The 26352-nt window shown below is 63.0% G+C and carries 23 protein-coding genes and 3 pseudogenes; 10 read left to right on the plus strand and 16 right to left on the minus strand.

The window, feature by feature from the left end:
- Positions 1-12: 12 nt before the first annotated feature.
- The 4 genes and pseudogenes from GMOLON4_RS08895 to GMOLON4_RS08905 all read right to left on the minus strand — a co-directional run.
- Positions 13-1199, minus strand: a protein-coding gene (locus GMOLON4_RS08895) for an IS3 family transposase (RefSeq protein ID WP_265415360.1) whose coding sequence is annotated in 2 segments (ribosomal slippage) — positions 13-929 and positions 929-1199 — 1188 coding nt in all. Because the reading frame shifts where the segments join, the coding sequence is not laid out codon by codon here.
- Positions 1200-1227: 28 nt separating this feature from the next.
- Positions 1228-1473, minus strand: a pseudogene (locus GMOLON4_RS16405) (FABP family protein); the annotation flags it as partial.
- A 95-nt stretch (positions 1474-1568) separates the two neighbouring features.
- On the minus strand, positions 1569-2018 hold the full coding sequence (locus GMOLON4_RS08900) for a hypothetical protein (RefSeq protein WP_051267005.1): 450 nt from the start codon (positions 2016-2018) through the stop codon (positions 1569-1571).
- 174 nt (positions 2019-2192) lie between these two features.
- Positions 2193-2246 (minus strand): annotated as a pseudogene (locus GMOLON4_RS08905) (DUF2510 domain-containing protein); the annotation flags it as partial.
- Positions 2247-2475: 229 nt separating this feature from the next.
- Between GMOLON4_RS08905 and GMOLON4_RS08910 the strand changes: the two are divergent.
- Positions 2476-3129, plus strand: coding sequence for a hypothetical protein (locus tag GMOLON4_RS08910; protein ID WP_051267004.1), 654 nt, complete (start codon positions 2476-2478; stop codon positions 3127-3129).
- 36 nt (positions 3130-3165) lie between these two features.
- Here the strand turns inward: GMOLON4_RS08910 and GMOLON4_RS08915 are convergent, their stop codons facing one another.
- Complete coding sequence (locus GMOLON4_RS08915) at positions 3166-3720, minus strand: NADPH-dependent FMN reductase (RefSeq protein WP_026937241.1); 555 nt, start codon at positions 3718-3720, stop codon at positions 3166-3168.
- A gap of 180 nt (positions 3721-3900) precedes the next feature.
- Between GMOLON4_RS08915 and GMOLON4_RS08920 the strand changes: the two genes are divergently transcribed.
- Entirely contained in the window at positions 3901-4827 is a 927-nt protein-coding gene (locus GMOLON4_RS08920; protein WP_051267003.1) for a DNA-3-methyladenine glycosylase family protein, read from the plus strand.
- 75 nt (positions 4828-4902) lie between these two features.
- Here GMOLON4_RS08920 and GMOLON4_RS08925 read toward each other — a convergent pair whose 3' ends face one another.
- The gene (locus GMOLON4_RS08925; RefSeq protein WP_051267002.1) at positions 4903-5859 is read right to left on the minus strand and encodes a zinc-binding dehydrogenase; all 957 of its coding nucleotides are present in this window, start codon (positions 5857-5859) and stop codon (positions 4903-4905) included.
- 194 nt (positions 5860-6053) lie between these two features.
- Entirely contained in the window at positions 6054-6941 is an 888-nt protein-coding gene (locus tag GMOLON4_RS08930; RefSeq protein WP_035733065.1) for an alpha/beta hydrolase family protein, read from the minus strand.
- Positions 6942-7087: 146 nt separating this feature from the next.
- Between GMOLON4_RS08930 and GMOLON4_RS08935 the strand changes: the two genes are divergently transcribed.
- The 4 genes from GMOLON4_RS08935 (at position 7088) to GMOLON4_RS08950 (ending at position 10783) form a co-directional block, all read left to right on the plus strand.
- On the plus strand, positions 7088-7561 hold the full coding sequence (locus GMOLON4_RS08935; RefSeq protein ID WP_211222699.1) for a methyltransferase family protein: 474 nt from the start codon (positions 7088-7090) through the stop codon (positions 7559-7561).
- Positions 7562-7588: 27 nt separating this feature from the next.
- Positions 7589-8806: a sensor histidine kinase gene (locus tag GMOLON4_RS08940; RefSeq protein WP_051267001.1), complete on the plus strand. Its 1218-nt coding sequence runs from the start codon at positions 7589-7591 to the stop codon at positions 8804-8806.
- A complete protein-coding gene (locus GMOLON4_RS08945; protein ID WP_026937237.1) occupies positions 8803-9483 on the plus strand; it encodes a response regulator in 681 nt (226 codons plus the stop codon). Before GMOLON4_RS08940 ends, GMOLON4_RS08945 begins: the two co-directional genes overlap by 4 nt.
- Positions 9484-9622: 139 nt before the next feature.
- Entirely contained in the window at positions 9623-10783 is a 1161-nt protein-coding gene (locus tag GMOLON4_RS08950; RefSeq protein ID WP_146137466.1) for a hypothetical protein, read from the plus strand.
- A gap of 98 nt (positions 10784-10881) precedes the next feature.
- On the opposite strand, the gene GMOLON4_RS08955 is transcribed toward GMOLON4_RS08950, so the two are convergent.
- A complete protein-coding gene (locus GMOLON4_RS08955) occupies positions 10882-11523 on the minus strand; it encodes an isochorismatase family protein (protein WP_026937235.1) in 642 nt (213 codons plus the stop codon).
- 122 nt (positions 11524-11645) lie between these two features.
- Here GMOLON4_RS08955 and GMOLON4_RS08960 point away from each other — a divergent pair, with 122 nt between their 5' ends.
- The 3 genes from GMOLON4_RS08960 (at position 11646) to GMOLON4_RS08970 (ending at position 14864) form a co-directional block, all read left to right on the plus strand.
- The gene (locus GMOLON4_RS08960) at positions 11646-12608 is read left to right on the plus strand and encodes a GlxA family transcriptional regulator (protein WP_106486603.1); all 963 of its coding nucleotides are present in this window, start codon (positions 11646-11648) and stop codon (positions 12606-12608) included.
- Between the two features lie 244 nt (positions 12609-12852).
- Positions 12853-14109 (plus strand): ATP-binding protein, encoded by a 1257-nt coding sequence (locus GMOLON4_RS08965; protein ID WP_026937866.1) that lies wholly within the window; start codon positions 12853-12855, stop codon positions 14107-14109.
- A gap of 194 nt (positions 14110-14303) precedes the next feature.
- Complete coding sequence (locus GMOLON4_RS08970; protein WP_106486604.1) at positions 14304-14864, plus strand: helix-turn-helix domain-containing protein; 561 nt, start codon at positions 14304-14306, stop codon at positions 14862-14864.
- Positions 14865-14888: 24 nt separating this feature from the next.
- Here GMOLON4_RS08970 and GMOLON4_RS08975 read toward each other — a convergent pair whose 3' ends face one another.
- Positions 14889-15611, minus strand: coding sequence for an MIP/aquaporin family protein (locus GMOLON4_RS08975; protein WP_035733033.1), 723 nt, complete (start codon positions 15609-15611; stop codon positions 14889-14891).
- Positions 15612-15727: 116 nt separating this feature from the next.
- Positions 15728-16944 (minus strand): annotated as a pseudogene (gene fdhA / locus GMOLON4_RS08980) (formaldehyde dehydrogenase, glutathione-independent).
- 214 nt (positions 16945-17158) lie between these two features.
- Here fdhA and GMOLON4_RS08985 point away from each other — a divergent pair.
- Positions 17159-18313, plus strand: coding sequence for a helix-turn-helix transcriptional regulator (locus tag GMOLON4_RS08985; RefSeq protein WP_265576746.1), 1155 nt, complete (start codon positions 17159-17161; stop codon positions 18311-18313).
- A gap of 152 nt (positions 18314-18465) precedes the next feature.
- Here the strand turns inward: GMOLON4_RS08985 and GMOLON4_RS08990 are convergent, their stop codons facing one another.
- The 6 genes from GMOLON4_RS08990 to GMOLON4_RS09015 all read right to left on the minus strand — a co-directional run bounded on the left by GMOLON4_RS08990 (position 18466) and on the right by GMOLON4_RS09015 (position 26335).
- On the minus strand, positions 18466-19650 hold the full coding sequence (locus tag GMOLON4_RS08990) for a thiolase domain-containing protein (protein WP_026937231.1): 1185 nt from the start codon (positions 19648-19650) through the stop codon (positions 18466-18468).
- Positions 19647-21086, minus strand: coding sequence for an MFS transporter (locus tag GMOLON4_RS08995; RefSeq protein ID WP_084147561.1), 1440 nt, complete (start codon positions 21084-21086; stop codon positions 19647-19649). The genes GMOLON4_RS08990 and GMOLON4_RS08995 overlap by 4 nt, the downstream gene beginning before the upstream one ends.
- 110 nt (positions 21087-21196) lie before the next feature.
- Complete coding sequence (locus GMOLON4_RS09000) at positions 21197-22753, minus strand: class I adenylate-forming enzyme family protein (RefSeq protein WP_026937230.1); 1557 nt, start codon at positions 22751-22753, stop codon at positions 21197-21199.
- Positions 22754-22928: 175 nt separating this feature from the next.
- A complete protein-coding gene (locus GMOLON4_RS09005; RefSeq protein ID WP_181244102.1) occupies positions 22929-23798 on the minus strand; it encodes a PucR family transcriptional regulator in 870 nt (289 codons plus the stop codon).
- Positions 23799-24116: 318 nt separating this feature from the next.
- Positions 24117-25400, minus strand: a complete 1284-nt coding sequence (locus GMOLON4_RS09010) for an exonuclease domain-containing protein (protein ID WP_051266998.1) — start codon at positions 25398-25400, stop codon at positions 24117-24119.
- Positions 25401-25507: 107 nt separating this feature from the next.
- Positions 25508-26335: a MetQ/NlpA family ABC transporter substrate-binding protein gene (locus GMOLON4_RS09015; RefSeq protein WP_035733030.1), complete on the minus strand. Its 828-nt coding sequence runs from the start codon at positions 26333-26335 to the stop codon at positions 25508-25510.
- Positions 26336-26352: the final 17 nt, after the last annotated feature.

Genomic DNA, 26352 nt, shown 5'->3' on the forward strand with positions numbered 1-26352 from the left:
TGATGGATTTTCTTACGCTGCTAGTGCCAGCTGTCGGTAACTGTAATGGACATCGTTGGGGTACTGGTAACCCAACGCGGAGTGGCGACGGCGACTGTTGTAGAACCCCTCGATGTAGTTGATCACATCACGTCGCGCCTGCTGTTTCGTCGCGTACACGGTGCGGTACACGCGCTCGTTCTTCAACGCCGAAAAGAACGATTCCGCCATGGCGTTGTCCCAACACACGCCAGTTCGTCCCATCGAAGACCGCATCCCCAGCCGGGCCACCAGCGCCCGATAGTCCGCGGAGGTATAAACACTTCCGCGGTCCGAATGAAAAATCGCGCCTGGCTCAATCTGGGTGGTCGCTACCGCATTCCGGAGCGCGTCCTCGACCAACTCGGTACGCATGTGATCAGCGATCGACCAGCCCACAACTTTCTTCGAATAGCAGTCAATCACGGTCGCCAAATAGATGAACCCCTGCCACGAGGGAATGTAAGTAATATCGCCCACGAATTTGCGGCCAGGCCGGTCAGCGGTGAACGCCCGCTGCACGAGGTCTGGCATGCCCTCGGCGGCCTCTCGATCCGCCAGCGTCGTCGTTCGGAACGGGCGCGGTTGACAGGCCACCAGGCCCTCGTCACGCATGATCTGTCGCACCAGCTCTGGCGAGCACTCCGTCCCCTCCGCGGTCAGATCAGCGTGAATCCGCCGGTACCCGTAGGTCTGGTCCGATGCGTCGAAGAAGTACCGGATCCGGGAGGTCAGCGCCGCCCTGCGGGTCGCGGTCGCCGATAACGGGCGGCCGCGCCAGTGATAGAACCCGGAACGAGAAACTGCCAGCCACACGCACATCCGCGCGATCGATGGCGCGCCTGGCTCGCGGGCATAGGAGTCAATAAACTCATACTTCGCCACTATCGTGGCTCCCTCGCGAAGTACGCTGCTGCTTTTTTTAGGAACGCGGCCTCGGTGCGCAGTTCCCGGTTCTCGCGTTCGAGTTCTCGTAACCGGGCTCGTTCATCGAGAGTCAAATCGCCCTCCGGTTCTCCGGTGGCGTGCTCGGCCCGGTACTTCTTGAGCCAGCCGCGGAGGGTTTCGGCGCCGACACCGTATTCCTCGGCTACCGTCTTGACGGCCTTCGAGGTGGTGATCACCTCGCGGCATAACTCGTCCTTGAATTCCTGACTGAATCGTCGTCGTGTTGCAGACATTCTGCGGATTCCTCATTTCAGTGTTCCCCCGAAATGCTACGGGGCTCACTGTCCGAAATCTCCACAGCACTCCATAACCCGTCTCGGTGTGCATCGGTTGACCGTGCTGGCCCCACGTGCGCTGGGTATATACGAGAAACGGCGTCCCGATGTCGTGGAACGACAGCTCCTCCAAATAGCGGAAGGAAGGAATCGTTGGGTAATCACCCTGACCGGTCCCCCGCCATTCGCCGATAAGTCCGGCTAACGGTTCGAGGCTTGGATGTGTGGCCATACCTCAAGTTTAAGCTCGCGATACGTCGAGAATGCTTGAAGGTAAAGTCCTCGCAGCAGTCACGAGGATTCGGATTTACCGGGAGACTTCCCCAATTAGGCGCGTCCGAATCCGTAGGTGAATTCGCCGCTACTCCAGCTCACCGTGGCGTTGTAACAGTGCCCACTCATTGTGCCGTCGCCATTATCTTCGTTTGCAACAAAGCACTCAAAGATCGTCGTGTTCGAAGACAGATCATCAATGGACCCACCTCCGACTGGGGTACAGGAGACATCGATAATTGGCCCGTCGATGAACCCTTCCGCCACATGTTCTTCGGCCATCGTCTGGACTGACGATTCGATGTAGTAGACGTAGTCGTGACGTAGGTCGCGCTCCTGCTGGTCCTCTTCTTCCTGAGCGGAAATGGCATCCGCCTCTGCTTGCTCTTCCGCCTCTTGCTCCTCGATAAGCCGCTGTGCTTCCTCCGCCTCGGCAGCTTGCTGATTCGCATAGTTCACGAGTCCCCCAATCGTCACTCCGCCAACGATGACGACGATCGCCACTATCCCCGTAATGAGCCATCCTCGGGCCGTCGCGCTGAGACGCCGACGGGGCTTGGCTGCGGTTGGAGTCAGCTGCGGTCTCGACGTATTTTGGACACCGTAGGTGAGCGGCTCACGGGACACTGCCTCCGAAGCAGGACGTTCAGCCGGTGCGGGAATATCGAGCCAGGCCGACCCGTCCCAGTATCGAAGATTGCCCGATGGATCCGGGTACCAGCCTGGTCGCATGTTGTTAGAGCCGTTCTCGTTCACTTCACTATTCCTTTGCCTTCGCAGCGTCACGGTTGAACGCCGAAACGAAATAAGTCAGATCCTCTCGATCGCGTTCAGATCTCGTTTCAGAGCCAACCAGCAGCCTCCGACATTGGCTGTTCCGTCGAAGGCATCCCCCCGCTGCGGCCGCCTCTTCATGAGGAATGGGCGGATGGCTCAACCGCACCGTTGCTAGCCTTAACGCATGCGTTCGAACTTCACGCGCCAGTGGATCACGAAGGTATCAATCGGCGAAGCGGCCGGCTTCGCCATCGCCGCAGGCACCGGGATCATGACGATCCTGTTGTACCTCGAACTGCCCTGGAGCCTAGTTCTGATCGTGCTCGCAGGGGCGGTGGAAGGTGCGGCCCTCGCGACAGGTCAGTATCTCGCGATGCACGAACACCGACCCAAACCGGGGCCGTGGATCGGCGGTACCGCGGCCGCCGCATCCTTCGCCTGGCTGCTCGGAATGCTCCCAAGCATCCTCGAGCTCCAGTTCGATTCTGTGGCGACGATTCTCCTCGTGGTGCTCGGCGGGCTCGTCCTCCTCGGGAGCATTCCGTTCGCGCAATGGCTGGTGATGCGAAGACGCGGGACGTTTCGGTGGGTTCCGATCAACATGGGTGCCTGGCTTGTTGCGATTCTGTGGACGGCAGCGCCATCCCCGTTCATCGATGAGAGCAGCCCGATCGCACTCGTTGCGACCCTCTATTTACTCGCGGGCATTCTCATGGCCGTCACGATCGCATCGATCACGGCACCGGTTGCGAGGCAGCTCTTTGGCCGAAGCGAGCCTAGCCGTGATTGGCGTTCCAGGATGCACAAACGGGCCGCGGCAGAGTGCCGCGGCCCGTAGTGTTGCGGTCGCTTACGACCGCCGTATCTTCCTCGCTTAGGCGTTCGCCTTCTGGACGCGCTCGATGAGCGACGCGAACGACTGCAGGTACATTCCGAGGAATTCTGCCGTGCCTTCGTTGGTGATCTCGCCGTTCTCGAGGAGACCCGGAGCAACCTGGATCATGCCCTCGGGCTGGCCCATCACGATCGCGTTGAAGTGCCCCATGATCGCGCGCAGGTGCTGCTGCGCTGCCGCCGTCGAGATCGGGCCCTGCGAGGCGCCGATGATTGCGACGGGCTTGCCGTTGAACGACATGTCACCGTAGGGGCGGGTCGACCAGTCGAAGGCGTTCTTGAGGACACCCGGGATCGAACGGCTGTACTCGGGCGTGGCGATGAGCACACCGTCAACGTCAACGATTTCCTGCTTGAAGTCCTTCGCGATCTGCGGGAATTCGGCCTCGAGGTCCGGCGAGTAGAACGGGAGCTGCTTGATCTCGATTTCCTTGAACTCCACGCCTTCCGGGGCGAGCTTGACCATTGCTTCTACGAGCTGACGGTTGATCGAGGTGCTGGAGATGCTGCCAATGATGTAACCAATAGTGGTCATGTGCGGCTCACTTTCAAATAGATACGAAGAAGTCTGGCCCGCGCCGAGCGCGACCCATGACTAGTCAATGATCATAGGACGGCACCTATTCCCACTCGCCGGACTTTTCCGCAGAGTTTTCTGTTTGAATCGACGCGGCGTCGAACAAGGAATGTCGGTGGATGGGATGATGATGTCCGCATGTCCGATTTCACAGAGCGCACCTGGACGCCTCCGCACCCGACCAACCTAGGGTCGACGCTGTCCGCGCTGCAGCACGGCCCCGGCGACCCGACCTTCCAGTGGCTTACGCCCGGGCAGGATGCGCTCCTCGCGCGCCGCTTCGACGGGCAGCTCGCGACGCTTCGGCTGACGCAGCTCCCCGATGGCGTGCTCCGGGCCCGAGCCTGGGGCGATGGCGCATCGGCTGCCCTCGATCGCGCGCCGGAGATCTGCGGCGCGGCCGACGACAGCTCGACGTTCATGCCTCTGCTTCCCGCGATCGAGGATGCGCATCGTCGAAGGGACGGGATGCGCATCCCCCGCACCGGCGACGTCTTCGCCGAGCTCGTCCCGGTCATCCTCGAGCAAAAGGTGTTGGTCGAGCAAGCGACCGCTTCCTATCGGCGCCTCGTCCTTCGCTTCGGCGAGCCAGCCCCAGGCCTCCCCCCGCACCTCGCAGCCAGGATGCGCGTGGCGCCTGACGCCGGAACGTGGCGCCGCATCCCTAGCTGGGTGTGGCACCGCGCGGGTGTCGACCCGAGTCGCAGCCGCACCGTCGTGCAGCTGGCGGCGCGCGCCTCATCGATCGACCGCCTCGCGAGGCTCCCGGCAGCGGATGCACGTGCCCGGCTCGAGACACTCCCGGGCGTCGGCCCATGGTCGAGTGCGGAGGTTGCGCAGCGTGCGCTCGGCGACGCGGATGCAGTGTCGGTGGGCGACTATCACCTGCGCAAGCACATTGGCCACGCGCTCGAGGGGCGCGATTACACCGATGCCGAAATGGTCGCCGCACTCGAGCCCTGGCGCGGCCAGCGTTTCCGAGCGGTGCGACTCATCCTCGCCGCCGGCCCTCGGCGACCCCGCCGCGGTCCGCGCATGGGGAAGGTCGACTACCGCGCGTTCTGAGCACCGACCACAACGAGTTTCGCCGCCTCAGCGTTTTTGACCGAGGCGGCGATTCTCTTGCGAAATTCCGCGAGCTTAGTCTTCGAAGATCGCGACGAGGCGACCCTGAACCTTGCCCTCGGCGAGCTGCTGCAGACCCTCGGGGATCTTGTCGAACGTGGTGTTCGTGGTCGTAATCTTGAGGTCACCAGCGCCAACCCAGTCGATGACTTCCTGAAGATCTTCGACCCGCCCGCGCGGCGTCGCACCCTGCAGCGTAATGGCGCGCGAGATCAGGTCGTACGAGTTGAACTCGAACTGCGTGCGTCCGAGACCAATCAGCGACACGCGGCCGTTGTACTTCACGGCCTTGATGGCGGCCTGGGTAGTGGTGCCGAAGCCGGCGAAGTCAACGGCAACGTCGAAGTCCTGCCCTTCGAGCTCCGAGGCGTCCTTGTACACCTCTTTGACGCCGAGCTCCTTCGCAGCGTCCCATATGTCTTCGCGCGGCTCGACGCCGACAACCTCGGCACCCTTGAGCACGGCGATGCGTGCGCCCGTCATCCCAAGGCCGCCGAGACCGATGATCAGTACCTTGTCGCCTTCCTTGACCTTGCCGTAAACGACCACGCCAGCATGCGAAGTCGCGCCAGCATCGGTCGCCGCAGCGGCCTGCGCCATGTCGATGCCCTCGGGAAGCTTCACGAGCTTGTCGGCAGTGAGGATGGTGTACTCGGCGTATGCGCCGTCACGCGTCACGCCGGGTGCGTCGTCGCCACTCACGGCGCCGACCACGGCGTCGCCAACCGCATACCCCGAGACCCCTTCACCCAGCTCGGTGACGACGCCCGCGACCTCGTGGCCCAGCACGACGGGCAGGTCGGTCATGAATGGAATCACGCCCTCCATGTACCCAACGTCACTGTGGCAAAGACCCGACGCCTTGACCTTGATGACAACCTGGCCGGGACCGGCGGTGGGCACGGGACGTTCCTCGAGGCGAAGCGGCTGGTGTGCGTCATCCAGAACCCAGGCCTTCATCGTTTCTGCCATTGCAAACTCCTTTATCAAACGGGGAATAGATATTTGCGACAAGTGTCGGGATGATTCTGCGCGCCTTTGCTGAGCGATAAATGCGAAATGCCACCCAGCTCAATCAGAAATGCGACGGTCATCCCGTCGCAATTCTTATTGAGCATTATTCTCGTTATTCATAAACCGAGAATTACCGCCTCAAAGCCGCGCTTTCAATTCCCCCGCACGAGCCAATCAACCAATTCCGGCCAAACCGGCTCACCGACGTTGCGCCGCAGGAGTCCGTGGTGCCCGATCTTCGCGGCGCCGAGCTCGGCCGGGGTGTAGGTGCACCGCTCAACGCGAGCGCGCAGCAGGTGGTTCGTGAGCGCATCCATCTGCTGTGGCGACGCCCACAGGTCGTCGGATGCACCGATCGCCAGCACATCTCGGTCGACGGATGCGGCGCGGGCCTGGGCATGCATCGTCGGGTCGTCGAAGAAATAGCTCGGCTGCTGCACCCACTTGCTCCACTCGAGCAGCGCCCCGAGCGGCATATCCTCCCCGAGGCCGAGCCGCTTTCCTGGCATGTACCCGAGCGCCCGACTCAGCGCCGGACCGGCGGCGTGCAGAATTGCGCCCACGCGCATCCTCTCGCCGATTGGCTCGATCTTCCGCGTCGCACCAACGTGCGAAGACACGAGCGCGAACCGCTCGAGGTGCTGCACCCCGTACCCGAGCGTGAGGGCGTGCCCGCCAATGCTGTGACCGATCGCCGTGATCGGCAGGCCCCGAAACTCCCGACGGGTCCACTCGGCGACGTGCGGCACGTCGATGCCCATCCAGTCGCGCATTCTCACGTTGCGAAACGCTCGCGGGCTGCCGGATGCACCGGTCCCCCGATAGTCATAGGTCACGGCCGCGAGTCCGCGACTCGCGATATAGGCGGCGAGCGCACCGTAATAGCGCTCCGGAGTCGCGGTGGCCGGATGCATGATGACGACACCCGACGGCTCCCCTTCCGGCAACGTAATGGTGCCCGCGATCGCGTCGGAGCTCACGGGAATGGAGACTCGCTGGGTATTCGAAACGACATTGTTCGAGGATGCGTCGGCATGCATGCGATCGATCATAGAAAGAACACGTAATGCGTTTCACATCGTTGTCGAAGGCGGACAAGTTCGGGTTCGCATCCGTGGGCGTTAGATTGAGCTATTAGTCCGCCTGCGGCTCAGTCGTTGGCGACGCTTTGGCAAAGGAGCCAATGATGAGCGTTCGAATTCCACCACCAGTGCTCATGGTCGCGGCCGGAGTGGCGCAGCACCTGCTGGCAGGCAAGCGCAAACCCTCGGGCGCATCCGTCGCGGGCGCCGTCGTGCTCGGTGGTATTGGCGCGTGGCTCGATTTCTCCGCGCTCGCGCAGTTCCGCCGCCACCGCACCACGTTCAACCCCGTCGAGGTGGAGAACGCGAGCGACCTCGTCACGACCGGACCGTATGCCGTCACTCGCAACCCGATGTACCTCGGGGCCGCACTGGAAATGGGCGCCTACGCCACGTACCGCCGGTCCGCGACGGCGCTGCTCCCGGTAGCGCTGTTCGTGGTGCTCATCGATCGTCTGCAGATTCCCGCCGAGGAGGCCGCGCTCGCGCGCAAATTCGGCGCGAAGTACCGGAAATATCAGTCGAGGGTGCCACGATGGGTCGGGACGGCCTCCTTCCGCCCCACCGGGAAAGGATGAGGCGCGACGAGTGATTGAGACGAGGTAATGCCAGAGACAACTCGAGCAACCTCGCGCCCCGCGCCGTCGCCAGGCGCGACGGCCACCAACGGCGTCATCGTCGCGGCTGCGGTGATCGCGGTGCTCACGCTGCCCGTGAGCGCGGTCACGCTCGTGCAGGGCACGACTGAGCCGCTCGCTCCGGGCACCATCGTGGTGATCAGCGTCGCGCTCGTCGCGCTGCAGGCGACGGCCGTCCTGTGCAAGTGGTTCCCTAAAGCAGCGTTCGTGGCGGCCTGTGCGCTCATGATCCTCCTCGCATTCATCCAGGTGCCGGGCATCGCGAGCGCCGCGATGTTCCCCGCATCCCTCGCGTTTCTCGTGCCGCTGTGGCGACTCGCCGCGGGCGACGATCGGGCGTGGTCGTACGGCGCGCTCGGCACGGGCCTCGCCGGGGCGGTGCTAATCACGGCTTCGGATGCGGTCGCGAGCAGCGCATCCGAACCACTCCTGCTCCTCGCCGAGGCCGGCACCCTCATCGCCGCGATTCTCGCCGCGTGGTCGCTCGGTGCGCTCTCGCGCCAGCGACGCCTCGCCGAACAGCAGCGGCTGGATGCGCGCACCCGCCAAGCAGTGTCGGAGGAACGGACCCGAATTGGTCGCGATTTGCACGACATCGTCTCGCATTCCCTGACGGTGATGATCGCGCAGGCCGAGGCGGCGCGCGTCACTGTGGATGACCCGGATGCCGATCGCGCGCTCGAGCAGGTCGCTGAAACGGGCCGCACCGCGATGGGCGGGCTGCGGCGGATGCTCAGCGTGCTCGACGATGCCGCGAACGAGCCGCTCGAACCCGCGCCCGATATCGATGCGATCGCGACGCTCGCCGAGCGGGCCCACACCGACGACCATCACATCCAGCTAACCGAGACCGGCACGCCGAAGCCGCTCGCGCCGGATGCGACGCTCGCCGCCTATCGGATGGTGCAGGAGTGTATTACCAATGCGATTCGGCACGTGCTGCCGCCCGTCGAGATCGAGGTGTCGATTCAGTGGAACACAGAATCCGTGCTGATCACGGTGGAGGACGACGGCGGCCAGGGTGTTCGTCCCCGCTCTGGCTCGGCGCCGGGTACCGGGTTGATTGGCGTTGCCGAACGAGTCGAGCGCGCGGGCGGCCGGTGGGATGAGCGCCAAGGCCGGGGCTGGCGGCTGCGGGCCGAGCTCCCGGTACTGACCGACGCGGATCGGGAGGTGGCGTCGTGAACGAGCCCATCGCGGTGCTCCTCGCCGACGACCAAGACCTGTTGCGCGCGTCGCTCGCGACGGTCATCGGGGCGGATGCGCGCATCCGCGTCGCGGGTGAGGTCGGCGACGGTGACGCTGCGGTCGAGTTCGTCCGCTCGCACCGGGTCGACGTCGTGCTCATGGATATCCGGATGCCCGGTATGGATGGCATCGCGGCGACCGCCGAGGTGCTGCGGCTGCGGCCCGAAACCCGGGTGCTCATCCTGACGACTTTCGACCTCGACGAGAACGTGTTTGCGGCGGTGCGTGCGGGTGCCAGCGGTTTCCTCACGAAGGACATGCGCCCCGCCGAGCTGATCGACGCCATCTGCAAGGTCGCCGATGGCGACGCGGCGGTGTCGCCGCGCGCGACCGCATCCCTGCTGCGGCACGTCCGCCACCAGGTGTTTCCGCAGGGCGATCCGCTCGAGGCCCTGACCCCGCGCGAGCGCGACGTGTTCCGGCTGCTCGCGCGGGGCGCATCCAACGCCGAGATCGGGGCGCGGCTGTACCTCACCGAGAACACCGTGAAGTCGCACGTGCGGTCGGTGCTCGCGGGGCTGCAGCTGCCCGACCGCATCCAGGTCGTGATCTGGGCCTACGAGAACGGACTGATCCGGCCGGGCGAGGCCGGCGATGCGCCGCCGGGCGCCTAGCGCACACGGTCGTTGGGTGAATCGCGAAGCGATTCGTATCGAAACGACCGACCAACACCGACAACTTCACCCGCCCGGGTGGCCCGCTCCCGCCCACGCGGGTGAGGCATCGCGAGCGCCAACGCGGGACCGTTGAGGCATGAATACGCAACGCACTCAACTCAGCAATTTTGCCTCCATCCACCGGATGCGCGCGCTCGCACGGGCGGGCACCGCGCTCGCCCTCGCCGTGCTCGCGAGCGCACTCGTGTGGCTCGTCTGGCCCGAGACCGGGCCGTACGTGCAATTCCCGCTGCCGCTGCAGCAACTCTTCGGCGACGGTGCCGCCGCGGCGCAGGTCGTCGCCCTCGTTCAGGCGCTCATTGGCGCCGCCGCGGCCAGCGCGGGCTTCGGCATCCTGACCGGCCGCCCCGCGGCGGCACAGCCCCTCGCGATCGTGAGCCTCGTATGCGGCGCTCTCCTCGCAATCGGCTTTGTCGGCTTTTCCGGAATCGCGGTGGCCGGCTACCTCATGGCAGCAGCGCTGCCGATTCTCGCGCTCGTTGTCGGGCTCATGGTCGCCAAGCGGCCGCAAACACGGGTCCTCGTGGTCGTGGCTTTCGCGGCCCTCATCGTCATCGCGCTGCTCAGCCCGATCCCGTTCGCGGAGTTTTATGAGCGCCTCGGCGCGAACTTCGCGACTGACCATTTCCGCACTTCGGCCACGGTGCTTTTCATCGGTGCCGCGGGCGTCTGGCTCCTCAGCGGGATGGGCGTCGTCGCGCGCGAACCCGGCCGGCTCGGGGCGTTCGCGCTCCGCCGCCGACGCGCGCTCACGATCGCGGCCGCCGCATGCGCGCTCCCTTACGTGATCGCACGCGCGACGTGGCTCACCCCGTGGCCGCTCTTCGGTGGCGATCAGATCGAGAAAGTCGGCCCCGAGGTGCTCGCAACCGGCCTGTTGCTCGGCGGCGCGATGCTTGTCGGCGCTGTGCTCACCCTCGGCCTCATCATGACGTGGGGTTCGCGCTTCCCTAAGTGGGTCCCCCGCATCGGCAGCAAGCCCGTGCCCGTCGCACTCGCCGTGGTCCCCGCATCCATCGTGGCCGCGCTGTTCACGGCGGGCGGCATCGAGACGCTGATCACACTGTTTGCCGGAATCGGCGTGGCCCCGGTTTCGCAATGGATCCTCGTGATCGCTCTGCCGTTCTGGCTCTGGGGACCGCTGCTTGGGCTCGCGACCTGGGGGTACGCGCAGGCGCGAGCGCTCGAGCCGGATGCACCGGTTAATTCTCGGGGCGGCGTCGTCGCGGCAGCGTGACCTACACGCAGATAGGCCCGACACGTCGAACGTGTCGGACCCATCCGTGCGAGTGGCTGCGGTCCACGAATGACCGCAAGACCGGATACGACGAAAATCTACGCCGAAGCGCTCACTGCCTCGTGTCCCTGCAGCGCCGAAACGACGAGGTTGCTCTTCTCGAGTGCGGCGCCGTCCACGACGGCCGATGCCCACGCATCCGTCGTCGCCACTGCGGCCCAGTTCGAGTGCAGGAGCGCCATGAGGGTTTCGTGCACCTGCTGGGCGGATGCACTGCCCGCCTCATTCGCGATATTGATCGCGCCGGTCGCATCCGACAGCACCTCGACGTTCAAGCCGAGCGGTTCGGCGCCCGCGGCCGATGCGAGCACGCAGTTGTTCGTCATGAATCCGACGAGCGTGACCGTGTCGATCTCGTGGTCGCGTAGCCACGCCACCAGGGCGTCGTCGTTGAAGACGCTGGCGAGCGCCTTCACCGAGTGGAATGCGGCATCGCCCGAACGCTCGGCGATCTCCGGCTGCAGTTGGACGCCCTCTGAGCCCGCGGCAAACACGGGCGCACCCTCGGGGTACTCGTGCTGCACCGTGATGACGGGAATCTCCGCGGCAATCGCGGCGTCGATTGCGCGCACGGCATTCGCGACGGCCGCCTCCCGCGGCGGGTACTGAATCTCGAGCGGCCCGTTCGCGTACTCGTTCTGCACGTCGATCACGATGACGGCGCGTCGTGGCTGAGTCATTGATACTCCTCATTGCTGTGTCGGATTTCGTCGCGTCCTCGCAACGATGCCCCTAGTTTGGCCGTGCGGGGCAGCGTAATGTGAGTGGCAGAAAGGCACAGTATCGATGAGATTGGGACAAGATGCGGATCGTGATCTATGCGTTCGATGGGATCACGACGTTTCATCTCTCGGCTCCACTGCTGACGTTCGGCGAGGTGAGCAAGCGAGGACTCGCGGCTGACTGGGACACCACCGTCTGGACCGCGACAGGCTCGACCGTGAGCACTTCCGAGGGACTCAAGATCGACGATCTGGCCGGGATCGAGGCCGCGGCCGACGCCGACATGCTTGTCTTCCCTTCCTGGCCAGCCGACCTCCCCGAGCCAGACTCGAGCATCCTCGGGCTCATCCGGAACGCCCACGCGCGTGGCGTGCCGATCGCCGGTTTCTGCCTGGGCGCGCTCCCGGTAGTCGCGAGCGGCATTCTCGACGGTCGCAGCGCGGCAACGCACTGGGCCGCGACGGATTCACTCGCGACGCGATATGCATCCGTCGAGATGCGCGACGATGCGCTCTACATCGACCACGGCGACGTGATCACCTCCGCAGGCACGGCCTCAGCGCTGGATGCGTGCCTTCACATCGTGCGCGAGCGGCTCGGCACCGAGGCCGCGACGCAGATCGCGCGGCACATCGTCATCGCGCCCCACCGCGACGGCGATCAGGCCCAGTTCATCGATCGCCCCGTGCCGGATGCGCCGGATAGTCCCCTGGGGCAGACGATCGAGTGGGCACTCGCGAACCTCGACAAGCCGCTGTCGGTCGAGGATCTCGCGGGCCGCGCATCCATGAGCCCGCGAAACTTCTCGCGTCGCTTTCGCGAGCTCACCGGCTCGAGCCCGGCGAAGTGGCTGCAGGCGAAGCGGCTCGCCGAGGCCCGCCGACTCCTCGAGGGCACGACGTGGAGCATCGCGCGCGTCGCGGAAACCTGCGGCTTCAACTCCCCGGTGACCTTCCGCCAGAACTTTCTCGCGCGGTACTCGACGACGCCGACGTCGTACCGGCACCGGTTCGCGGTGTCAGCCTCGCTTGCAACCCGATGAGACGAGTAATGCTGCTATTCCCGATGAATGGACCAGTCCCTTACCGCCCTCGGCAGTTACCTGCTCTGGCGACGCCGGGCCTCAACGCGCAGCACTCTTGGGGAAATCGGCAACAATGCCCGGGGAAATCCGCAGCGACTCCTGGGTAAATCGGCAGCATCACCCGGGCAAATCGGCAGAATTAGCCGGGCAAATCGGCAATGACGGCCGGGGAAATCGGCAACGCTGCCGTAAGATCTGACTTATGAGCAACAACATTCTTCCGCGCAACGTGACACCACTCGCGTTAGAAACACTCTCGGACACGCCAATCACGGTGATCAGTGGAGCTCGACAGGTCGGTAAGAGCACGCTCATGCGAGAGCTGCTCAGCAAGTTCGATGCTCGGGTCTTCAACCTCGATGACCTTTCAGTGCGCGCCGCGGCGGAAGCCGATCCAGACGAGTTTGCCAACCAGTTCCCGCAGGGCCTCCTTGCGATAGACGAGATACAACGTGTCCCGCAATTGCTCACTTCGCTCAAGGCATCCGTCGATCGAGATCGCCGCCCGGGACGTTTTCTCGTGACGGGTTCGGCCGATCTTCTGTCTCTTCGTGGGTCGCAAGATTCGCTCGCTGGTCGAGCCGAGACAATTCGGCTTGAGGGCTTCAGCCAGGATGAAGTTGCAGGGCGCTCTGCCGACTTCGCTTCCTTCGTGTGGTCGCTTCCTGACGGACGCGAAACATCAGACTACGAAGGATTCTCCCGCCGAAAATACCTCGAGATCATCACCACTCCGGGGTTTCCGGAGGCTCGAGCACGCAGCGGTCGCGCGCGCGAGCGTTGGCTAGCCAACTACGTTGAACGACTACTTGCAAAAGATTCAACCGACATCACCGGGATCCAGTATCCCGATCGACTTCGTCAGCTACTCAGCGTCGTTGCTGCCCGGAACTCAGGCGAGTTCGTCGCGTCACGAATCGGTCGAGAAATAGATGTGCCAGCTCGATCCATCCCTGCCTATCTTGACGCACTCCGGAGTGTATTCCTCGTTAGATCGATCGCAGGTTGGTCTAACAATGTCGCTTATCGCGCCGTCGCCACACCGAAAGTCATGATTGCGGACACCGGTCTTGCTGCATTCCTGGCCGACGTAGACGCCGAAGGGCTCGAGAAGCCCGTCTCCGCCACCATTGCGGGAGGACTTGTCGAGGGTTTCGTGGTCGCGGAGCTTGAGCGTCAGCGCGCGTGGAGCGCGAAACCAACCCGCATGTATCACTATCGCGATCACCACAATCGGGAAGTTGACATCATTCTGGAGGATCGTCGCCGGGACGTTGTCGGTATCGAGGTCAAATCGACTTCAAATCCGAGACAAGACGACTTCAAGGGCCTCCATTATCTCCGGGAAAGATTATCGGATCGATTCATTGCAGGGGTGGTGGTTCATACCGGTGAACGGGCATTGTCGTTTGGAGATCGGCTTTGGGCTTTGCCGATTGCGACGTTATGGAACGTATAAGGGGCAGCCACGCGCGTGATTCGAGCATGATGGCATCGCTGGGATGCTTCGGAGTCGCTCACCCATATCGTGGACAATGGCTCGCGTCGAAGGAGTCGCATGCAAAAGGTCGTAGCAAGGCAGCTCCGCTCCCAATTGGACGCGGAGTGGCTCCCAACGCTGCCGTCTGACTGGCAACGGGCCACGCTGTTTAGATGCGCGACGATGCGCTCTACATCGACCACGGCGACGTGATCACCTCCGCAGGCACGGCCTCAGCGCTGGATGCGTGCCTCCACATCGTGCGCGAGCGGCTCGGCACCGAGGCCGCGACGCAGATCGCGCGGCACATCGTCATCGCGCCCCACCGCGACGACGATCAGGCCCAGTTCATCGATCGCCCCGTGCCGGATGCGCCGGATAGTCCCCTGGGGCAGACGATCGAGTGGGCACTCGCGAACCTCGACAAGCCGCTGTCGGTCGAGGATCTCGCGGGCCGCGCATCCATGAGCCCGCGAAACTTCTCGCGTCGCTTTCGCGAGCTCACCGGCTCGAGCCCGGCGAAGTGGCTGCAGGCGAAGCGGCTCGCCGAGGCCCGCCGACTCCTCGAGGGCACGACGTGGAGCATCGCGCGCATTGCGGAAACCTGCGGCTTCAACTCCCCGGTGACCTTCCGCCAGAACTTTCTCGCGCGGTACTCGACGACGCCGACGTCGTACCGGCACCGGTTCGCGGTGCCGTCCACGACGCGACGAGATCACATAATTTCCCGTTAGCGTCCGAGCCAGCTCGGGTCCACCTCAGTTCGTGTCCACGTCAGCTCGCGTTCGTGTCATAGCACCGAATACCAGCGCGGCCACTATCCCTGCGAGGAGCTCGGCGACCACATAGACGGGCCATTCCGCCCAGTTCACCTCGCCACCAAGCAGTGCCTGAACGATCATCGGCCCGGTGTTACGCGCCGGGTTGATGGATCCTCCAGTGGTTGAACCGATCACGATGATGATCGCGAACACGGCAAAGCCGATCGAGACTCCAGCCATGCTCGGGGGCGCCTTCCGGTGAATCGCCCCGAATACGACCAGCACGAGAATGAACGTCCCGATGAACTCCGCAGCAAACGATTGCCACATTGGGATGCCGCCCGACGACGCAATGCCAAGCCCCGCCTCACTCGCAAACATGCCGAGTGAGGCAATGATGGCAAACGCGCCAATGACCGCGCCGATGACTTGGGCCACGATGTACCCCGGCACTTGCTTCCAAGGAAACTTTCCCCCGGCCGCGAGGCCGACCGTCACCGCCGGATTAATGTGACTTCCCGACACGAATCCGAAAATGTAGACGACGATCATCACGATCGCGCCGAATGCAAGCGCGATAAATCCAAGGGTTGCCGCGTTAAACGCTTCGTCGCCCTGCGCCAGGATGAGCGCCGGGATCGACCCGACACCGATGTAAACCAGCAACGCTGTTCCGACCAATTCGGCCACTAGGCGCCGCCAAAATGCGTACTCGTCCATGAGACTCCTTTTTGTACTAAATGGACGAGTCGCGCCCGAGCTGAATGGTCGGGCGCGACTCCAAGTGGTGTGTTCGCCTCGCCGAGACGAACACACCTATTGGTTGCGGCGGCTGGCTAGGCCTTGATGTAGCCGTTCGGGTTCAGCACGAACTTCTTCGCAGCGCCCTTGTCGAAGTCTGCGTAACCCTGGGGTGCTTCGTCGAGCGAGATGGCTGTGGCATTCACTGCCTTCGCAATCTGCACCTTGTCATGCAAAATCGCCTGCATCAGCCCGCGATGGTACTTCATGACGGGGCACTGACCAGTCGTGAACGACAGCGACTTCGCCCAACCGAGTCCGAGGCGAATCGACAGCGAGCCCTCCTTCGCAGCGTCGTCGACGCCACCCGGATCGCCCGTCACATAAAGTCCGGGAATGCCAAGGGCGCCGCCCGCTTCGGTGAGGTTCATGAGTGAGTTCAGTACCGTCGCGGGTGCCTCATGGCTCGAGTCGGAACCGTGCCCACGGGCCTCGAAGCCCACCGCATCCACGCCACATTCAACCTCAGGGACGCCGAGGATCTGTTCGATCTGATCGCGTGGGTCTCCCTTCGACACATCAACGGTCTCGCAGCCGAAGGAGCGCGCTTGCGCGAGGCGATCCTCCTGTAAATCACCGACGATGACGACGGCCGCCCCAAGCAGCTGCGCGCCCACTGCTGCCGCCAGTCCCACTGGCCCTGCGCCCGCGATGTACACGGTCGACCCCGGACCGACACCGGCGGTGTATGCGCCGTGGAATCCGGTCGGGAAGATGTCGGACAGCATGGTGAGGTCGAGGATCTTCTCAAGGGCCTGGTCCCGATCAGGGAACTTCAATAAGTTCCAGTCGGCGTATGGCACAAGCACGTATTCTGCCTGGCCACCGACCCAACCGCCCATGTCGACGTACCCGTAGGCGCTACCGGGCCGATCCGGGTTCACATTGAGACAGATACCAGTCTTGCGTTCCTTACAGTTCCGACACCGTCCACACGCAATGTTGAACGGCACCGAGACAATGTCACCGACCTTGATGAACTCAACGTCACGGCCCACTTCGACGACTTCACCCGTGATCTCGTGGCCGAGTACGAGCCCCTCGGGGCGGTGGTGCGGCCACGAACCATGTGCTGGTCGGAACCACAAATATTCGTTGCGACGGTGCGAAGAATCACCCCGTGTGGGACTTTTCGACCGACATTCGCGGGGTTAACGCCCGGCCCGTCTTTGAGTTCGAATTCTGGGTAATCGGTGTCGATAACTTCGACGACTCCGGGACCCTTGTATGCCACTGCTCTATTTCCAGACATCGTTGTCCTTTCAGCGAATATGGCGGGTTGCCATGCCCTGAGCATCCCCTTGAAAACGCATAGAATCAATCACACGAGGGCATTGCGAAAACTACCCGTTTGGGTAGGTACTGTCTCTTGCATGAACAATGGTGTTCCCCCGATTGGATTATTCCGACGCCTTGCTGACACGCTTTCCGAGCCACTCGCTTCCGTCCCCGCGAGCCTTTCTGGTGTGCTCACACCCATGGTTTCGCACACCGCACTCGTCATGCTCACGGCAGATGCGAGTGGTGGCAGGGTGCAGGGATTCGGCGATCCCCAGTTCACTCGAGACCTCCAGGGTCTTGACTTGGATGCGCTTCGGCGAGCCGCAACCGGGGTGGAAACGGTTCAACGTGCGCCAATTCGAGTAGGCGGCACGATGTGGCCCACCCTCCAAGCGATCGCACGAAATGGGGCTTTGCTCATTCTCGCTAGACCAGGCGCGTGTCCGAGCGACGGCGCCGTCCTCGATCTCTGGACGATTGTGTCGACTCTGGTTCAGGAGCGCGCCGACTCCGCGACGCCCGATTATCTTTGGCAAGCACGTGCGGCCTCCGGAGCCAGACTCACGGCCGTCAGTGAGCTCGAAGACGAGTTCCGGACATTGCTCGAACGGCTCCTCGTCACGCTTCGCTCAAGGCGGCTTTCGGATGCGGAAGCCCGGGAAATTGCCATTGCTCGCGCTTCCGCCGCAATCGCGAACCTCAATCGCATTACGAACGCCGCTCGCGAGCTCACTGAAGTGCCCGTCGCGACTGCCTTTGCGCGGCTTAAATCCGATCTGAGCACCATCTTGGAGCAACGGGAAATCCAAGTGCAATTCGTTGACCCGCCCGCAGACGGGCGACCTCTCCCCGACGAAGTGGCACGCGGAGCGCGTGCAGTGGTGCTCCGCTGCGTGCTCAGTCTGATCGTGACACCCGAGATCCGCCGAGTGCTCGTGCAATGGGACTGTGACGGCACGAACTTGCTTGCCTACGTTCGAACCGATGGGCCAGGCCGCAAGGAAGATGCTGCGCCACTCGACGCGACGCTTGAGCGGCGCGTTCAGGCTCTCGGGGCACGGATGTCGGTCGACACCACCCCTGGGTGGGCCACCGATATTTCGGTGGTCTTCCCTCTCGACCCACCCCGCACAAACCGCGCTAACGCGGCTGTCGCGGAGCTTCGCCCGCGCGAGGTCCAGGTCGTCGACTTTTTGTTAGCCGGCTATCGCAACCGGGCGATAGCCGAGGCATTGGGCATTAGCGAGAACACCGTGAAGTTCCATGTTTCGAGAATTCTGAGCACGCTCGGCGCGGCTTCGCGCAGCGAGGCGATTGCGATGCTGCTAGTCGAGAACTAAGTCGCCGCCTGCGCCACGACAACAGGATGCCCTGCTCGACCACAGCCGCGTATCCGGCAGAGCTCCATGAGGCTGCACTCAATGTGGGAGAATCTCATGTTCGCTTCAGCGGTCGGGCCTGCTCAATTGAATCCGGCGGCCCAATCGCAGCATCATCGTGCCGCGAGGACGGAGACGTTATTCGCCAGCCCCATTCCGCCCATATTGTGGAGTGCTGCAATATTGGCGTTCGGAAGCTGCGCAGCGCCAGCTGTACCGGTGAGCTGCATCGCGGCCATCACGTGTTGCGACACACCTGTGGCGCCCACAGGGTGGCCTTTGGCTTTCAGACCACCCGAGACGTTGACTGGTAACTCACCATCGCGATGAAACCTTCCTGCCTCCAGAGTGGAGGTCGCGTGACCCTCTGCGGCCAGGCCTAGTGCCTCGTAGAGCACGAGTTCGGCGATCGTGAAGCAGTCATGGAGCTCGACGAACGACAGATCGCGCACGCCCACGCCCGCGCTTTCCAAAGCCCGATCCCACGCCAGTCTCGAGCCGGCAAGCGCCAGCGGATCGCGCTGCTCGGCACGAACATAATCGTTTGCCTGGCCCGATCCGATGACGGCCACGCCATCGGTGGATGCGCTCCCCGACCTGTCACTGGTACGCGAGAGCACGACTGCGGCGGCACCGTCAGACACCGGCGAGCAATCCGTTCTTCGCAAGGATCCTGCAACGATCGGGTTTTTCTCTGAGACCGCCTGGCAGAACTCCAACGAGAGCTCCTTCTGCAGATGGGCTAGCGGGTTTAGCAATCCGTTGGAGTGATTCTTGTGGGAGATTGCAGCCATAGCGTCATCAGGCGAGCCTTTCCGTTCTCGGTATCGCTCCGCAACTTGGGCGAAGAGCTCGGCGAAGCCGGTCACCGAGTCTTCGCCCGCCCTGTCGAAGTCTGCGCTCATCAGAGCGCGTCCCACCGTTTCAACACTCGCCGAGGTCATTTTCTCGGCACCGATCACCAGGACTTGGCGTGCCATTCCTGATTTCACGGCTCGCAAGCCCGCATGAAACGCACTGGATCCGGATGCGCACGCATTCTCAACGTGCGTGACGGGGACGCCCCAGAAATCGTTATCAGCGCCCAGTGCGAGGGATGCCGGCGCAGAGAACTCCTGCAGGCCGGCGTTGAAATTCCCAAACCAGATCTCATCGATATCGGAAGCTTCGACGCCTGCCGTCGCCAGCGCATCCTGCACCGCTTCAGTGATGAGCCCTTCGAGACCAAGCGGGCTTCGCCCGAACTTCGTATGCCCCCACCCTGTGATGAGCACGCTGTCCCCGTCACGACCGTTCATCGTTGCATCGATACCTTCGACTCGTTGTTCTCTTGCGCGGCCACGACCTGCTCGACGCTCTGATCAATGCTCTGCTCCTGCTCGTACTCCGAGCGAAGGTCCGGCGGCATGTGCCCCGGGGAGACCGCAACGACGCGAGCGAAGTCAGACTTCTTCAGGATGAGGAGCGAGATCAGTGACACGATGCCCGTCCCGACGAAGAAGTACCAGGGAGCGGTGATGTCGCCATTGATCGAGATCAGCCACGTTGCGATGAGGGGTGCACTTCCACCAAAGATCGCGACCGGCAAGTTGTAGCCCAACGCGATTCCAGTCGACCGGATGTGGGTCGGGAGCAACTCGGTCATGAGTGCGTACGTCGAAGAGGCGTAGAGACCGAACGTGAGCGCGCAGGCCATGAGCGGCCAGATAAACGTCAGTGGCGTCGCCCCGGGTGCCGCCAGGAAGAACCACAGCATTGATACCGTCGCCAGGACACCAATAACAAGGAGGAACGGCTTGCGACCGAAGCGGTCGGTGAATGCTCCGCCGAGCGGCATGACGACGGCGGACACGATTCCGGCGGCCAGGACGTACCAGAACTTCACGGTCGCGTCGAAGCCAAGGTGCGCGCTCATGAAGGTGGACGCAAAGGTAAGCACCAGATAGAAGATCGACGAGTGCAGTGTAATGATGCCGAAGACGAGCGCGATAGCACGCAACCACGAACCCGACTCACGAAGCGGCGATTTGACCTTCTCGCCGCGTTCCGAGATGGCCTCGAATTCGGGAGTGTCCTCAAGCTTAAGCCGAATGAACAGCGCCACCGCACCGAGCGGGCCCGCGATGAGGAACGGGATGCGCCAGCCCCAAGCGAGCATGGTCTCCTCGCCGAGGGCAACGATCAGTCCGTTGGCGATCAGGCTGCCGAGCACGAGACCCATGACTGCGGTGAACATCAGCCATGCGGTGGAGTAGCCGCGTCGGCCTGGTCCCGCATATTCAGCGATGAAGGCTGTCACGGTACCGATCTCCCCTCCCGCGGAGAGGCCCTGGATGCACCTGAGCAGCACGAGGAGGATGGGCGCGAGGACTCCGACGGCACCGTAAGTTGGCAGCAGACCGATAAGGAATGTCGCTCCGGACATCATGATCATGACGGAGACGAGCGTGCCTTTTCGGCCAAGTCGGTCAGCCATCGGGCCGAACACGAGTCCACCGATGGGCCGCATAAAGAAGCTCAGCGCAAACACGGCGAAGCTGCTCATGAGCGCGACGATGGGTTCGTCGGCCGTGAAGAAGAGCTGGCCAACAAACACAGCCAAGAACCCATAGACGCCGTAGTCGTACCACTCAATGGCGTGGCCTGAGATTGCGCCAGCAAACGCGCGCCTGCGACGTGTGCGCTCCTGTCGCGGTGATTCCCCAGCGACTGGGGTTGCAGTGGTTTCAGTCATGGCAATACTCCTTTGTAAATGGTGCGAACGTGCTCGACGCTGAGCCGACGCGGTTGCTGGTTGGTAGCTGGCACCGCCAAATCTCGGGCGGTGCGCAGAGAAGGGGGTTGTTAGCGGACGATTGCGGATCGACGAATCTTCCCGACGCTCGTGCGCGGCAGTTCATCGATGAGATGCCATTCACGCGGCCGCGACGCGGGCGCAAGATTGGTGAGCGCCCAGCATTCGAGGTCTGCGACCGCAGGCGGGTTCGCATGGTCACGGGGCACCACGTAAGCGACTGGAACCACGTCTCGAACCGGATCCGGGATTGTGACCACCGCCACCTCGAGGACGCCCTGAGCCTGAGCAATCGCCGCCTCGACTTCGGTGAGGCTGACGTTTTCGCCCGAGACTTTGACGACGTCATCCACCCGGCCGACAAACCGCCAGGTGCCGTCATCGTTGGTGACGGCCAGGTCGCCCGTCGAGAACCACTCGACACCGGCATCGTCCGTGCGGAATGACCGCGCGGTTGTGTCCGGGTCATCGAGATAGCCGCGGAAGAGGTCAATCCCCCGCACGCCGTGGACGGAAATTATGCCCTTCTCGCCGGCGGCTACCGGTGACTCGTTGTCGACGTCGAACAGGCTCACCGCCCGCCCCGGCGTCACCGTGCCAATCGATTCGGATCCGGGCTGGTTGCTGCTGTCGTACGTGACTACCGCGATCGTCTCGGTCATTCCGTACAGTTGGCGTGGTGCGGTGCCAACGAGCTCGCCGAATTGGCGGTGGTGTGCCGGCGCGAGGTTCTGCGCGAACCACACGTGCTCGAGTTGCAGGGGTGGTGTATCGGCGGGGGTTCGCGCCAGGATCATCCGAATCGGGGCGGCGAAGAGTGAGGCGTGAGTTGCATCAAGTTCCCGACCGATCTCTATCCACTTGCTCGCCGAGAACGTCGCAGCCAGGCCCACGCTCGCGCCGACCGCAATCGCGGAAGCGAAGCAGTAATACTGGGCGTTTGCGTGGAAAAGTGGCAGCGACACGTACCAGCGGTGATCGGCAGAGAGCCGAGCTGCGCTTGCCATGACGTTGCCCACCGTCGCGTAATTCGCCTGGGTGACGTCCACACCCTTCGGTTCGGACGTCGTACCGGAGGTAAACATGATGGCGAGGCGGTCAAGAGGCTCGGGGAGCGGTCGCTCGGCCGGAGACAAGGGTTCTCCGGCCAACGCCCCACCCGCGATAACGTCGACGGCCGTCTCGGTGAGTTCGATAACCGGCATGTTGGCGCCGGCGGCACCCTCCCGATAGACAGAGGCACGTTCAGCCGATGCAAACCCGAGCATAGGACGAACCCGCTCAAGGTGACGTTCAATATCACGCGAGGCTGCACCGGGATCGGCAGGTACCATCCAGGCTCCGAGCCTCGACGTTGCCAGCCAAAGGGCAATGAACGCGGGTGAGTTGCGCAAGCACAGGTGCACGGAGTCCCCCGCTCCTACACCGTACTCCCGCATTTTGCCCGCAGCACGATCGACGATTGCATCGAACTCGGAGTAGGTCCAGTTCGACGTGGTGCCGTCGACGTCACGGAAAACTAGGAATGAACGACCCCCGTGGTCGTTGACGGCCTGATCCCACATTTGCGAAAAGGTGATCACTTGGTCTGCAAGGTTTTCAGTCATCTCGTGCCTTCGAGTGATGCTCAACTTTGAGCATGGTCCGGTCGCTCCACATCGAGCGCTTTGTTGACTTCAAAATTACGAGTCATGTCGCGGTCGAGCCACGGAGCCATATCCGTGATTGGGATTCAAAAACTAGAGAAAACTCCAAAGTGCTGCAAATGCGTGACGGTCGCAGCTACTCGGCAAGCACCAGCGCCAGATTAATGATTACGTCAGTCTCCCTCAGCGACGCACCGGTAAGTTCTTCGAACCGATCGAGGCGATACCGAACTGTGTTCTGATGTACCGTCATTGCTTCCGCTGTTCGGCGAACATTTCGTCCCTCGGTCAGGAACGTCTCCAGGGTCTGCACGATTTCAGACCCGCCAGCCGATTCAGGATGAAGCGGCTCGAGATATGCCTCCACCAGTGCTTCCCGTGTTAACGGATCTAGCGGCAGCGTCAGCCGCCAACCACGATTTGCCGCAGAAAACACTCCGACGACATCCGGCGGCAGGCTTCGGAGAATTCTTCCCGCGAGGACTGTCGATTCGTGCAGACGGTGCAAGGGGCGCAGCGGACCAACGGCCCACCGCCCAGCTTCCCCGAACTCGGTCGTGTCAATGTCGGCGTGTTCGGGCCACACCAACACCGTGCGCCCGTCAATGTCTGCACTCAAGCTTGCCTGTGGGCGCGGAAAATTGGCAGCGCGCATTGAATCTGCAAGCTCGTTGTCGAGGTGATCTCGCATTACGACTCGATACGAGAGATCAAGGTCTACGCCGACGTCGCGCAGTCGATCCTCGAGTCCACTCGGCCAGTCGTCCCCACCAGTGACTTGACGCACAACTTCCGCGTGTTCCAGCGCTTTCCGAACCGCGACATGGGCAGCGTTGTATCTGTACTCTGCCGCGGCTCCAGCGGTAAACCAATCACCGAGCTGCCATAGCAGATGTGATGCCTCGAGGATTTCCGAGGGCGACAGTTGGGAGGCTTCGGCCAACGACAAGAATTCTTCATAGATGACCGTGAGCGAAATCCGATAACCACGGATGATATCCGCCATCGGAACCCCCGAGTCCATGCGCTTCCGAGTGGTGTCCCGGTTCTCAGCATCCTCCTCGAACGGCACCGAGCCGCTCAATAGCGTCCCGGCGCTGCGTTCCAGGTTCAGTCGTACCGATGCGATGACGTCGTCCCTCGCGACAGACTGGTAGGACTGCAGCTCTCGAGCGATCCAATCAGCGGCACGGCGCGCAACATCACCCTGATTCGCTCGGAGCTGCCGAACCACGTTCTCGATCCTGCGGCGATAATCCGTTTGGCTTGCCATCTCTCTTTCCACGTAGGTCACCCTGGTCGAAATCTTGTCAGTGCGTCAAACTCAGTTCGAATTCGTGGACAGCGTCGACACATACGCATCAAACACCGGCGCGAACTCTTCCTCGGTTACGACAGGGATCCCATATTTAAGGGCGTTCTTCCCCTTGCCCGATTGAGTGGTCGGATCCTCCGCGACGAGGACGGCCGTCTTCTTCGTGACCGTGCCTGTCGTGAGCCCGGCCGCGACGAGCCGCTGCGCCCACTCCTCACGCGGGCAACTCATGGTGCCTGTGAACACGACTCGGCAGCCTGGGCTGAGAGAGAACGCTGCGCCAGTTGCGGGAGCAGCGTCATCGACGACGGCTGGCCGACCGACCAGCGATGCGCGACCTACGGCTGACACGTCGGACGACGCCCGACGAAGGTCCGGAAACGGTAGATCGAGTACCAGCGCAATTTGTACCAATTGCTCTCGCTCCGCGTCCGAAATCGATCCATCCGCGAGTGCTTCTGCGGTTGCCGCCTCGAGATACTTCGCGTGAAGTTCCGGCAGCCGGCCCTCATCGAAACCAGCGACTTCCGCAATGGAACGAAGCCGCTCATGCTCCGTTACCGAGATGAATCCGTCGTCCAAGACATCGGCGAGGAGTTCGAGGTAGACGCACGCCGCGACGTCTCCCGCGGGCAGCGGAACCGTGACGCGCTGCCATAACGGCGGTTCGGCAGCCTCCGGAATGGGGGAACCGGTTGCGGCGACGTCGCGCGCGGTCAGCCTACCGGCCGCGTGAGTGATCGAGCGCTCGATCGGGAAGACTCCACGAGCCACGTCACGTGCCCAATCCCGATCGCGACCAGCAACCTCGTTCAATGCCCGAAGAAGATTTGCCGTGGCCTTCGCATCGCCAAGTGCCGAGTGCGCATCCGTGAGATCGATACCCAGCGCGGCGCACACATCCGCAAGCTTCGCCGCGCCGAATCGCCGTCGAGACCACACCATCGTGCAGAGCGCCGAATATGAATCGGGGATCACAAACCCGTGCAGCGACAGCTCCGCGCGGAGGAACCTCGTGTCGAACGCCTGGTTGTGGGCAACAATCGTGCGCCCCGCGAGGAGGTCGACGACGTCGGCCGCGACATCACCAAACAGTGGCGCATCCACGACGTCGCGCGCGCGGATGCCATGAACATGCGTGGCGCCAATGTGTCGCTGCGGGTTGACCAGCGTGGTCCACTCCTGCTCGACCGCTCCCCCGTCATCGAGGAGCACCACTCCCAACTCAACGATCCGATCACCGCGTGCTGGCGAAAATCCCGTCGTCTCCAGATCGACCACTGCAAAGGACACGGCGCCTCCATTTTCTATCGGCCCATCAGCCGATTCGACATCTCGCAGTACCTTCACTGGAATGTGTAGCGCAGACTACAGCCAGCCAGCGACATGATCGGTAACCGCTAGAACGCAGCCGGCACCCCAAGCTCCTCAAGTTTCGCGCGCACGCCCTCACTGTGGAACGCATCCACCAGCGCCGAGGTCGCCTCTGAGTCAGCATCCTCCTCACGGGTGACGAGGCTCACTGCAAACGCCTCATCCTGCTCAAGTGCGAGCGCATCCTCCTCCGGCGTCAGCTCGAGCTGGCGCGCGAAGGTCGGGTGCAGGAACACCGCATCCGCCTCGGGGTATGCCGACACGAGCGACATGATGTCGATCTCGGTGAACGTGAGGTTCTTCGGGTTCTCGAGCACGTCATCCACCGTCACCACCGTCTCCTCGACCGCCGGGTCGATCGTGATGAGTCCCGCCGCCTGCACCATCAGCAGCGCGCGAGCCTGGTTCGACGCATCCTGCGGAATCACGATCTGCCCGTCCTCGGGCACGTCGTCGAAGCTGCCGTGCTTCGACGAGTACATGCCGACCTGCGTGAGATACACGGGCTCAACGGCGACGAGGGTCGCGTCGTTTGCGGCGTTGTACTCCGCCATGAACGGCGGGTGCTGCACGAAGTTCGCGTCGAGCTCGCCGTGCTGCAGCATCGAGTTCGGCTGCACATAGTCGGCGACTTCGACCATCTCGATCTCGTACGGCGCCTCGATCACCTCGGCCGCGGCCTGGACGACGTCGGTCATCGGGGTCGTGGTCGCCGCGACCTTGAGGGTGATGGTCTCGCCCTCGGCGGCATCGTCGGTGGATGCGGCGCAACCAGTGAGTGCGAGCGTCACGGCCGCTGCTGCAGCGGCCATCACGGCGAGCGGTCGGCGTTTCGTTGAGATGAAGCGAGTCATGCGGGGTCCTTTATCTA

Origin of the sequence: Gulosibacter molinativorax (assembly GCF_003010915.2) — a bacterium.
GTDB classification, from domain to species: Bacteria; Actinomycetota; Actinomycetes; order Actinomycetales; family Microbacteriaceae; genus Gulosibacter; species Gulosibacter molinativorax.